This is a genomic window from Rhodococcus sp. ARC_M12 (genome assembly GCF_022810385.1).
GTDB lineage: Bacteria > Actinomycetota > Actinomycetes > Mycobacteriales > Mycobacteriaceae > Rhodococcoides > Rhodococcoides navarretei.
In genome coordinates this window covers 1-11,035 of record NZ_JALGQI010000006.1, presented here as the reverse complement: position 1 = coordinate 11,035, position 11,035 = coordinate 1, and the positions used below count along the sequence as shown (strand labels likewise).

Below are 11,035 nucleotides of genomic sequence, written 5' to 3'. Positions count from 1 at the left end.
CACCCGGTCAATCTACAGTGCCGACCGCGCGGGGAGCGTCGGTCGTCATGCCGTCATGTCGAAAGCGGCAAGGACCTTGTTCGGGGTCACCCGAACGATCAATTCGCCCGGAACACCGTTGCGCACGCCGAACTCGGCGGCACGCTCGCGGCCCATGTACCGGGCCCCGATCTCGGTTGCGGTACGCACCAGCTCCACGGGGTCCTCATCGACCGACGCGATGCCTTGCACCTGGACGAATCCGTACGGTGGCTCTTCGAGATCGACGGTCAACACGACGCGGGGGTCACGGCGAATCGATCGGCCCTTGGCCGTGTCGGCCCCGGTGTTGAACACGATCTGTTCGCCCTCCACGACGAACCAGACGGGCGCGACCAGGGGTCTGCCGTCCGAGGCGAGATATCCGAGCTTGCCGGTGCGGGTACCCGCGGACAGGAACTCGCCTACGCGCGGATCGGTGATCGACGTCATCTCAGTGACGCTACGCGGCCCCTCCGACAACATCGATCCGCGGGCTTCGCGCCTACACCGCAGCCGCGTGAGTGAGCTCGCCCGCGCAGATCGTGGCTCTGATCTCCGTCTCGGCGAGATCCTGCACCGAGCGATGAGCAGGATGCTCGACGAGAACGGCGATGTCTGCCGCATCCCCGACTCGGAGCGGGCCCCGGCCGCCGCATGCTGCGCGCAGCGCAACGTCGAGAGGGACGGCATCTTCGGGACGCCACGGCGGTCGGTCGTCGTCGGTTCGGAACACCGCAGCGGCGACTCCAGCCAACGGTTCGGGTGGACTGACCGGGGCGTCGGAACCGAAGAGCAGTCTTGCCCCGCTGCGATGGAGCGTTCCGTAGCCGTAGGCCACCGAGCGCCGTCCCGCCCACAAGTGCTCGGCAATATCGCGATCGGCCATCGCGTGCTGCGGCTGCACCGATGCCGCGACGCCCAACGCAGCGAAACGCGCGATGTCCTCCGGCAGTATCTGTTGCGCATGCTCGATCCGACCACCGCAGCCGGCCCGCTCGAACGCATCGAGTGCGATGCTGTTCGCGCGGTCGCCGATCGCGTGAATCGCCGGCACGATGCCACTGCGCGACGCCCGCGAGACGAGCCCGAACAGACTCTCCTGGGTCTCGAGCAACAGACCGAACGCGTCGTCGCCGTCGATGCCCGGGTACCGGTCGTGGCAGCACGCCGTTCTGGTGTTGAGCGAACCGTCGAGCATCACCTTGAGCGGTCCGCGCCTGATCAGTTCCGAGAGCGCCGAGACGTCGCCGGTCCGCTCGTCGCGCTCGATTGCCTCGTCGAGCCACTGCGGCCACACCGTCGTATCGACACGTACCGCAGGGGAACCGGCCGTCAGACGTCGATCCCAGACCGTCTTGTTGTCCGCGAACTCGAAATCCACGACGCCGGTGACTCCGCGGACCGCCAGTGCTGCGGTCGCGTCGAGGACGGCCCGATCCAGTTCGGCCGGGTCCTCCTGTTCCTCGAGTGCCATCACCGCTTCGAGGCCGTCGACATCGCGGAGCACCCCGGTGGGGTGATCGATTCCCAGATCTGCGAGCAATGCCGGGCTCAGCCACAGCGTGTGCAGGTCCATGCTCGTCATGGCCACTCGGGCACCGGGCAGTGCATTCTCGAGCAGATCCTTGTGCGGTTCCTCGGGCCACTGTGCGTCCCGGAAGCCGTTGGCGCGCACTACCGAATCGCCTGCTGTCCGCGCATAGGGGTACACCAGCGCAACCGCATCGGCCGCCGACATGGCCGGCCCGACATCGATTCGCCGACGCGCCGCAGCCCACTGCGTCAGATGTGCGTGACTGTCCACGAACCCGGGCAGGGCAACCCCGCCCCCACCGTCGAGCACCTCCACGCCGCTACCGCGTCGACGGCCGGCGGGGGCGATCGACTCGATCACCGAGCCGACGAGTTCGATGTCGAAGAGCACGCCGGAACCATCCAGTGCGACGTTGGCGATAATCACCCCTGGGACTCTAGAGCGTCGTCTCGGCCGACGTGCATGCCATCCTCTAGCAATGAAAACAGAGCCTGGTGCGATGCAGACAGAGCCGACCGGTCCCGTCGGATATCACGCGACCGTCACGGTGCGCTGGTCCGACATGGACGCCTTCGCGCACATCAATCACGCACGGATGGTCACCTTGCTCGAGGAAGCACGCATCGAATGGCTGCTCAGCGAGGGCGAGGCCAACGAGTCTCTGATCAAGAGTGCGTTGATCGCCAACGTGACCATCGCGTACAAGAAACCGCTCCGGCACTCGGACGGTCCACTCGACGTCACACTGTGGTTCGAGAAGGTGCGCGCTGTCGATTTCACCATCGGGTACGAGGTGCGCGCCGCGGGCGCGGCACCCGATTCGCCGCCCGCCGTGGTGGCGACGACCCGGATGGCGATGGTCGACATCGGTGCCGAGACCCTACGCCGCATCGCGCCGGAGGAAAAGGCCTATCTCGCGCGCTGGACTCGCTGAAACTCGGTCGCCCGGTCGACGAACCACGCCAACGCAGCCGGGTCGTCGACGGCACTCGCATCGAGAGTGCCTGCGGCAGTGGCACCTTGAAAGAGACGTTTGAGCGGTACCTCGAGCTTCTTCCCGGTTCGGGTGTGGGGTATCGCGGGCGTGGCGATGACGTCGTCGGGAACGTGTCGCGGCGACGCCTGCGTTCTGATGACGGATTCGATGCGTTCACGCAACTCGTCGGTCGCACCGCCAGGGACCACCACGAACAGGGGCATCCAGTATCCGCCGTCGGGTAGCTCGATGCCGAGCACGAGCGCCTCGGTGACCTCGTCCAGCGATTCGACGGCCTGGTAGACGTCGGCGCTGCCCATGCGAATTCCGTTGCGGTTGAGCGTCGAATCGGATCGTCCGTGGACGACCACACTGCCGCGATCGGTCACAGTGATCCAGTCACCGTGCCGCCAGATTCCCGGATAGGTGTCGAAGTAAGCGTCCCGGTATCGAGATCCGTCCGCGTCGTTCCAGAAGTACAGCGGCATGGACGGCATCGGCTCGGTGACGACCAGTTCACCGACCGTCCCCCGCACCGAGTTGCCGGCTTCGTCGAACGCGTCGAGCGCCACGCCGAGGAACGGCACCGACAGCTCTCCGGCCCAGACCGGCGCGGTCCGCACTCCCCCGGCGAATGCCGACACCACGTCGGTGCCGCCGGAGATCGAGAAGACCGGCACGTGGGCTCCGATGTTCTCCGCCAACCAGATCGACGACGTTGCGGGCATCGCGGATCCGGTGATGCCGACGGCCCGCAGCGCCGCGAGATCGTGATCGGAGCCCGGATGCGTGTCGGCCTTGATGCACGCGAGCACGTACCCGGGGCTGGTGCCGAGGTAGGTCACACCGAGCCGACCGGCGATGTCCCACAATGCATCCGGCGTCGGAAATGCCGGATTTCCGTCGGCGCACACGATCGTGGATCCGGCCAGTAGACCGGCGACCTGGAAATTCCACATCATCCAGCTGGGGCTGGTGTACCAGAAGAACACGTCCTCGGGCCCCAGATCGGAGTGCAGAACAACGGATTTGAGATGCTCGAGCACCACACCGCCGTGACCGTGCACGATCCCCTTCGGTAGACCCGTGGTACCCGAGGAGAACACGACCCACAGCGGGTGGTCGAAAGGCACTGCTGCCGGAGACAATTGACGGCTCTGCGCTGTTGCGTCAGCCCAACTCACTGCATTTCCCGACGCCTCCCCGACCGTCACCACCAGTCTCAGCGTCGGCAGCCCGGCCGTGAGAGCGCCGACATCGGCGGCCTTGTCTCGCAACTTCCCTCCGTAGACGTACCCGTCTGCCGTGATCAAGGCCGTGGGTTCGAGTTGGCCCAGACGGTCGAGTGCTGCCGAGGCCGAGTAGTCCTGCCCACACGCAGACCACACCGCACCCAGACTCGCGGTCGCCAGGAACGCGATCACGGCCTCGGGAACGTTGGGCAGGTATCCGACGACGCGATCGCCGCGGCCGACTCCCGCGTCGGCCAGCGAGCCCGCCAGCGCCCCCGCCTGATCGATCATCTCCAGCCACGTCACGGTCCGCGTCGAACCGTCCTCGCGGGCGTGGACGATCGCGGCGCGGCCGGGTCGCGTGTGCCTGATCACCTGGTCCACGTAGTTCAATTGCGTACCCGGAAACCAGTGCGCTCCCGGCATACTGCGCTCTGCGAGCACCGTGTCGGGCACGCTGGAGGAACGGACCTCGAAGAAATCCCACACGGCCCGCCAGAACGATTCGAGTTCGATCGTCGACCACCGCCACAGCGCCTCGTAATCCGGCAGCTCCACCTCGTGACGTTGCTCCACGAACCGCGCGAACTCGGTCACCCGAGCCTCCTCGAGATCGGAATCCGTCGGCGTCCACAGCGCACTGTCCATACACGCGAGTATGTCAGCCGAGCGATCGTCGTCAGATCAATCCGAGCGACCTCTCGCGCATTTCCACCTTGCGCACCTTGCCGGTGACCGTCATCGGGAACTCGTCGACCACGTGCACGTATCGCGGGATCTTGTAGTGCGCCAACCGTCCGTCACAGAACTCGCGCACCGCAGCCGAATCGAGCGGTGCGGCATCGTCCTTCATCCTGATCCACACCATCAGCTCTTCGCCGTACTTTGGGTCGGGCACTCCGATCACCTGCGCGTCGAGGACATCGGGATGGGTGTACAGAAACTCCTCGACCTCGCGGGGATAGATGTTCTCGCCGCCGCGAATCACCATGTCCTTGATCCGCCCGGTGATCGCCACGTAGCCGTCGGAGTCCATGACCCCGATGTCGCCGGTGTGCATCCACCCCTCGTCGTCGACGGCCTCGGCAGTCTTCTCCGGCTGCTCCCAGTAGCCGAGCATCACCGAGTAGCCGCGGGTGCACAGCTCGCCGGCCTCACCGCGAGGCAGTGTGCTGCCCTCGATCGGGTCGACGATCTTGACCTCGAGATGAGGACCGACGCGCCCGACGGTCGACACCCGCTGCTCGATGGAGTCCTCGCTCCGAGTCTGCAGCGACACCGGCGACGTCTCGGTCATGCCGTAGCAGATCGACACCTCGGCCATACCCATCCGCTCGATGACCTGCTTCATCACCTCGGTGGGACACGGCGATCCGGCCATGATGCCGGTACGCAGACTGCCGAGGTCGAAGTCGTCGAAGTTCTCCAGTGCCAGTTCCGCGATGAACATCGTCGGGACTCCGTAGAGCGAGGTGCACTTCTCCGCGGCGACGGCCGTCAACGTCGCCACCGGATCGAACGAGGGACCGGGAATCACCATCGCCGCTCCGTGTGATGTGCAGGCCAGATTGCCCATCACCATGCCGAAGCAGTGGTAGAACGGCACCGGAATGCACACACGGTCCTCGGCGGTGTAGTGGCAGAGCTCTCCGACGAAGAACCCGTTGTTGAGGATGTTGCGGTGACTGAGCGTCGCGCCCTTGGGGAAACCCGTTGTCCCCGAGGTGTACTGGATGTTGATCGGATCATCGGCACTCAGCCGCTCGGACACGTCGGTGATCATGTGTGGAGTCTTCGCCAACGCTCGGTGACCGCGATCGGTCATCGCTTCCCACTGCATGCTGCCGATGAACAGGACCTCACGCAGCGACGGCACCTCGGGGCGCACGTCGTCGATCATCGCCGCGTAGTTCGATCCCTTGAACTCCGTGGCCGACAACAACACCGACACACCGGCCTGCTCGAGCACGAACTTCAGCTCGTGGGAGCGATAGGCGGGGTTGATGTTGACCAACACGGCACCGATCTTCGCCGTCGCATATTGCGCCAGAACCCATTCCGGGCAGTTCGGAGCCCATATTCCGACGCGGTCCCCCACCTCGACACCGGCCACGAGCAAGCCTGCGGCCAGCAGATCGACATCGGCGACGAACTCGGAGTAGGCCCACCGTCGCCCCGAGCCCACATCGATCAACGCATCGTGATCGGAGTACTGCGCCGCACTGCGATCCAGATTCGCGCCGATCGTATCGTCCAGAACTGCGGTGTCCGACGCACCGGAAGAATAACTGTCCATGAACCCCACGGTAGTGACGCCGATCACGTACAGCCACCCCCGAATAGGGGGACGTCACTCCAGGGTGAGGACGTCCGCCGACTCGAGCGCGTCGGCTCGCGACGTGTCCTTGAGCGCCACTCCGGACCGACCGAGCTTCCTGGCTCCGGCCAGAAGACCGGCCACGATCCGGGCCGACTGCTCGTACCCCTGCCCCTCCGGCGGATGGATGTTCGAGATGCAATTGCGATCGGCGTCGGTGCACCCGGGCTTCGGCAGATGCGTCAGATAGATACCGAGACTGTCCGCGACCGACAGTCCCGGACGCTCCCCGATCAGAACCAACACCGTCCGCACGCCCATCGCTGCGGCGATGTGATCACCCAGCGCCACTCGCGCCTCGGTCGCGATCACCGGAGCCGCGATCGAATAGCTATCGGAGAGTTCCGTTTTCAACGCCTCCAGCATGGCCACACCGTGATCGGACAGCGCACGCGGAGACAACCCGTCACTCAGGACGATGCCGATCTCGTCCTCCGAATGCGGCACCGCTGACAGGTCCTTCGGCTGCCGGCCCAGATCCGGCCGTCGGAGATACTCCGCACGACTCGTCGCCAGCGACGTCACCACCGGCGGTGATCCGAGCCCCACCTGCTCCACCCGAGCCACGAACTCCTCGACCTCGAGCGGCATGTGCACGGCATCGCGCGCAGCAGCGTGCGCCGAGCGAAACTCGAGCACGCGGGTGGTCGGTAGAGAATCACCGATGCGTCCCAACCCGATCCGAGACTGAGTCATCGCTCTCAACTCACCCCAGAACTCCACTTCAGATTCACCGGTCATCGCGCACTCATCAACGCACGCAACGGTGATCCCGCGGCATCGACCTCGAGAAGTCGGCCGTCGGTGTCCACCATTCCCAGTCGGGAGAGCCACGACTCGAATTCCGGTGCGGGTCGTAGACCGAGAACCTGCCGGACGTAGAGCACGTCGTGAAAGCTCAACGACTGATATCCGAGCATGACGTCGTCGGCACCCGGCACCGCGATGACGAACGCGACCCCGGCGGTGCCGAGGAGGGTCAGCAGAGTGTCCATGTCGTCCTGGTCGGCCTCGGCATGGTTGGTGTAGCAGACGTCCACTCCCATCGGCAGGCCCAGCAGCTTGCCGCAGAAGTGATCTTCCAGGCCGGCCCTGATGATCTGCTTGCCGTCGTACAGGTACTCGGGCCCGATGAATCCGACGACGGTGTTGATCAGCAGCGGCTCGAGATCGCGGGCCACCGCGTACGCACGTGTTTCGAGGGTCTGCTGATCGACGGGCCGATCGCCGGTACCGATGTGCGCGCCCGCCGACAACGCCGAACCCTGACCTGTTTCGAGATACATGACGTTGTTCCCGACGGTTCCGCGGTGCAGTGATCGGCCTGCCTCGTTGGCTTCCCGAAGCAGTGGAATGTTCACTCCGAAGCTCGAATTGGCCCCTTCGGTGCCCGCGATGGATTGGAACACCAGATCCACCGGAACGCCCTTGTCGATCAGTTCCATGGTCGTCGTCACGTGCGAGAGTACGCACGATTGCGTGGGAATCTCGAAGCGCTGCCGAATGTCGTCGAGCAGATGCAGCAGGTCGGCCGTCGCCTGCGGTGAGTCGGTCGCGGGGTTGATCCCGATCACCGCGTCGCCCGATCCGAGGAGCAATCCGTCGAGTGTGGCCGCGGCGATTCCGCGCGGATCGTCCGTCGGGTGATTGGGTTGCAAACGCGTGGTGAGGGTTCCGGGAAGTCCTATCGTCGTTCGGAAGGCCGACGTCACCTGCACGGCTCGCGACACTGCGATCAGATCCTGGTTTCGCATGATCTTGCTGACCGCTGCCACCATCTCTGGAGTCAGTCCGGCGGCCACCGACCGCAACGTCGCCGCCGCGTCCGACCTCGCGGTGACCTGGAGGAGCCAGTCCCGCAGGCCGCCGACGGTCAGGTGCGACACCGCTCCGAAGGCGATGCGGTCGTGTGAATCGATGATGAGCCGGGTGACTTCGTCGCTCTCGTACGGAACGAGCAGATCGTGCAGGAAGACGTCGAGCGAGACCTCCGACAATGCCCATTGGGCTGCCGCACGCTCGGCGTCCGATTCGGCTGCGCAGCCGGCCAATTCGTCGCCCGATCGAAGCGGTGTCGCCTTGGCCATCAAGTCCACCAGCCCGTCGAAGGTGTAGGTGGTGCCCGAGACCTGCTGGGTGTAGATCGTCATTCCAGCTCGGCCTCGGCCTTGGCCAGTGCAGCGAACTCCTCGTCCGGCGAGTTCGCGACGAGATGATGCCTGCTGTAGATGCCGAAGTAGGCCATGAACGCGACGAACACGGCCAGGCACCACAGTGCCGCGGTGGAATCGACGACGAACGTGGCGACAACGGCGAGCGCGGCGACGATCAACGCGAATCCGGTGGTCACGACGCCGCCGGGGGTTCGGTACGGCCGTTCCATGTTCGGCTCGTTGCGACGGAGCACGATGTGGCTGACCATCATCAGAACGTAGCTCAGCGCCGCACCGAACACGGCCATGTTGAGCAACATTGCGCCCTGACCGGTCAGTGAGAGCAGGAAGCCGATGACGCCCGGGACGATGAGTGCGAGCGTCGGGGCCTTGCGCGAGTTGGTGATGGACAGTGTCTTCGGCAGGTATCCGGCACGCGAGAGCGCGAAGAGCTGGCGCGAGTACGCGTACATGATCGAGAAGAAGGACGCGACCAGTCCGGCCAGGCCGATGTAGTTGACGATCTTGCTCGCGGTTCCGTCACCAAGTGCTTCCACCAATGGATTTCCCGATTCCTTGACGGCGTCGGCACCGCCTGCGCCGGTCACCAGGAGTAGCACGACGGCACCGGTGACGAGCAGTACGCCCATGGCGGCGATGATGCCGCGCGGCACGTTCTTGGTCGGATCCTTGGCCTCTTCTGCGGCCAGAGGAACGCCTTCGATCGCGAGGAAGAACCAGATGGCGAACGGGACAGCAGCCCAGATGCCGAGGTAGCCGAACGGCAGGAATCCCGAAGCTCCGGCTGCGTCGGTGGGCGCGATGTCGGTCAGGTTGCTCGCGTCGAACTGTCCGATGGCGGCGATGGCGAACACGACGAGTCCGACCAATGCGATCGCGGTGATGACGAACATGATCTTGAGGGCTTCGCCTGCGCCGGAGAGATGAATTCCGATGAACACCGCATAGACCACCAGGTAGACCCACCACCCGTCGGTGATGCCGAACAGTCCGAGCGATTCGACGTAGGCACCGATGAACGTCGCGATCGCCGCGGGAGCGATGGCATACTCGATGAGAATCGCTGTGCCGGTGGCGAATCCGCCCCACGGTCCGAGAGCGCGGCGGGCGAAGGTGTAGCCACCGCCCGCGGCGGGCAGCGCCGACGACATCTCGGCCATACCGAGGACCATGGCAAGGTACATGCCCGCGATGATGATCGCCGCGATGAGCAGACCACCGAAGCCACCCTCGGCGAGACCGAAATTCCAGCCGGAGTAGTCGCCGGAGATGACGTAGCTGACTCCGAGGCCCGCCAGCAGGACCCAGCCTGCCGTCCCCTTCTTCAGAGTTCGCTTGGCCAGGTAGTCACCGCCTTCGACGTGTGACTGTGTGCTCTCGTGCGAGCTCGATTTCGGCGGAGACGACTGGGGGTCTTCTACGGACATTGCAAGCCTCTCGTATCCATTTCGCTCGGAGCGGGGTCACGCCCGAGGGGACGATTCACAACACGGGTGGCGCGCGAATCGGTTCACGATAGGACCGTGATGTAAGCGCCGCGTCATCGATGAGTGACAGGCGAATTACGTCAGGTTTTCGACGGCGTTGACGTCGCCGATATCTCCCTCGTCCGGTTCGGCGACTGTCAGTACCGCGTCCACCACAGCCCTGTTGGTTTCCAACTCACGCTCCAGCCGCCGGAGCGTGTGCGCGATGCGTGACTCTGCGAAGTCACCGACGAGATCGACACTCGCCACCACGTAGATCTGTTTGGGACCGACGAACTCGATGCGCACGAATCTGACCGAAGCCACCTCAGGGAGCCCTTCGATCCGCTGCACCATCGCGTTCCATAATGCTCTCGAACCCGGTTCGCCGGTGAGGAATCGGCGGTTTCGATCGATCAGAACGAAGGCGACGATTCCGAGCAGTATGCCCACGAGGATGGACCCGATGGCGTCGAAGGCCGCGTTACCGGTCAGCTGATGCAATCCGATTCCGGCACCGGCGATCACGATGCCGATCAGTGCGGCACTGTCCTCGGCGAACACCGCGCGCAGCGTCGGATCCGAGGTCTCGAGTGCATAATCGAGAAAGTCTCTGTGGTACTCGGCTGCTTCACCGCGAATCTGCCGAACCGATTGCAGGAACGACACTCCCTCGAGCAGAAACGCGATCGCGAGCACCACGTAGGCGACGAGGTAGTTCTCGCTGCTCGATTCACCGGCGAGCAACGAGGTGATGCCGTGCCACACCGACACGGCAGCACCGGCGACGAAGAGCCCGATGGCCGCGAGAGTCGACCAGAAGTACGTCTCGCGACCGTAACCGAGCGGCCGGCGATCGTCGGGTCCACGCGATCCCCGTCGATTGGCAACGAGCAGAAAGATCTCGTTGCCGGTATCCGCCCACGAGTGCGCGGCTTCGGCGACCATCGACGCCGACCCGGTGAACACGGCCGCGAACGTCTTGGCGATCGCGACACCGAGATTGGCGACGAACGCAATCACCACCGTGCGGAGGCTCTCGCCGCCCTCGGCCGCCTCGGACTTCGGTGCGCTCTTCATCGTTCGCACTGTATGCGCTCCGCGCAGTGGTGCGGTTGAGTGCCACCAGGGGGCTGTCGCATTTTGAGTGAGCGGTAGTTCGACGTTGCGAAGGGGTGGCTCGGGTTCGATGCCCGGGTCACCTCTTTTTTGGCGTTGGGGTGCTCTGTTCCGCTGGGTCAGGCCAGCGCTGCGT

General features: G+C 64.9%; 9 protein-coding genes. 1 reads left to right on the top strand and 8 read right to left on the bottom strand.

Going from position 1 to position 11,035, the window contains the following annotated elements:
• Nucleotides 1-45 precede the first annotated feature (45 nt).
• Together MTX35_RS09330 and MTX35_RS09325 are read right to left on the bottom strand one after the other, a co-directional pair.
• Nucleotides 46-471, bottom strand: coding sequence for a PPOX class F420-dependent oxidoreductase (locus MTX35_RS09330; protein ID WP_243594716.1), 426 nt, complete (start codon nt 469-471; stop codon nt 46-48).
• A 52-nt stretch (nt 472-523) separates the two neighbouring features.
• Nucleotides 524-1,981: an amidohydrolase gene (locus MTX35_RS09325; RefSeq protein ID WP_243594715.1), complete on the bottom strand. Its 1,458-nt coding sequence runs from the start codon at nt 1,979-1,981 to the stop codon at nt 524-526.
• 73 nt (nt 1,982-2,054) lie between these two features.
• Between MTX35_RS09325 and MTX35_RS09320 the strand changes: the two genes are divergently transcribed.
• Nucleotides 2,055-2,489: a thioesterase family protein gene (locus MTX35_RS09320; RefSeq protein WP_243594714.1), complete on the top strand. Its 435-nt coding sequence runs from the start codon at nt 2,055-2,057 to the stop codon at nt 2,487-2,489.
• Here the strand turns inward: MTX35_RS09320 and MTX35_RS09315 are convergent.
• The 6 genes from MTX35_RS09315 to MTX35_RS09290 form a co-directional block, all read right to left on the bottom strand.
• On the bottom strand, nt 2,465-4,411 hold the full coding sequence (locus MTX35_RS09315; protein WP_243594713.1) for an acetoacetate--CoA ligase: 1,947 nt from the start codon (nt 4,409-4,411) through the stop codon (nt 2,465-2,467). The two genes, MTX35_RS09320 and MTX35_RS09315, sit on opposite strands and share 25 nt — an antisense overlap.
• 31 nt (nt 4,412-4,442) lie before the next feature.
• The gene (locus MTX35_RS09310; protein WP_243594712.1) at nt 4,443-6,059 is read right to left on the bottom strand and encodes an AMP-binding protein; all 1,617 of its coding nucleotides are present in this window, start codon (nt 6,057-6,059) and stop codon (nt 4,443-4,445) included.
• 54 nt (nt 6,060-6,113) lie between these two features.
• Complete coding sequence (gene eutC / locus MTX35_RS09305) at nt 6,114-6,881, bottom strand: ethanolamine ammonia-lyase subunit EutC (protein WP_243594711.1); 768 nt, start codon at nt 6,879-6,881, stop codon at nt 6,114-6,116.
• Complete coding sequence (locus MTX35_RS09300; RefSeq protein ID WP_243594710.1) at nt 6,878-8,290, bottom strand: ethanolamine ammonia-lyase subunit EutB; 1,413 nt, start codon at nt 8,288-8,290, stop codon at nt 6,878-6,880. Before MTX35_RS09300 ends, eutC begins: the two co-directional genes overlap by 4 nt.
• Nucleotides 8,287-9,741 (bottom strand): ethanolamine permease, encoded by a 1,455-nt coding sequence (gene eat, locus MTX35_RS09295; RefSeq protein ID WP_243594709.1) that lies wholly within the window; start codon nt 9,739-9,741, stop codon nt 8,287-8,289. Before eat ends, MTX35_RS09300 begins: the two co-directional genes overlap by 4 nt.
• Before the next feature lie 135 nt (nt 9,742-9,876).
• A complete protein-coding gene (locus MTX35_RS09290; RefSeq protein WP_243594708.1) occupies nt 9,877-10,860 on the bottom strand; it encodes a cation diffusion facilitator family transporter in 984 nt (327 codons plus the stop codon).
• Between the last annotated feature and the right edge of the window lie 175 nt (nt 10,861-11,035).

Coding starts and splice junctions, on each gene's coding strand:
- MTX35_RS09330 (WP_243594716.1), bottom strand. CDS start 471: ATGACGTCGATCACCGATCCGCGCGTAGGCGAGTTCCTGTCCGCGGGT.
- MTX35_RS09320 (WP_243594714.1), top strand. CDS start 2,055: ATGCAGACAGAGCCGACCGGTCCCGTCGGATATCACGCGACCGTCACG.
- MTX35_RS09315 (WP_243594713.1), bottom strand. CDS start 4,411: ATGGACAGTGCGCTGTGGACGCCGACGGATTCCGATCTCGAGGAGGCT.
- MTX35_RS09310 (WP_243594712.1), bottom strand. CDS start 6,059: ATGGACAGTTATTCTTCCGGTGCGTCGGACACCGCAGTTCTGGACGAT.
- eutC (WP_243594711.1), bottom strand. CDS start 6,881: ATGACCGGTGAATCTGAAGTGGAGTTCTGGGGTGAGTTGAGAGCGATG.
- MTX35_RS09300 (WP_243594710.1), bottom strand. CDS start 8,290: ATGACGATCTACACCCAGCAGGTCTCGGGCACCACCTACACCTTCGAC.
- eat (WP_243594709.1), bottom strand. CDS start 9,741: ATGTCCGTAGAAGACCCCCAGTCGTCTCCGCCGAAATCGAGCTCGCAC.
- MTX35_RS09290 (WP_243594708.1), bottom strand. CDS start 10,860: ATGAAGAGCGCACCGAAGTCCGAGGCGGCCGAGGGCGGCGAGAGCCTC.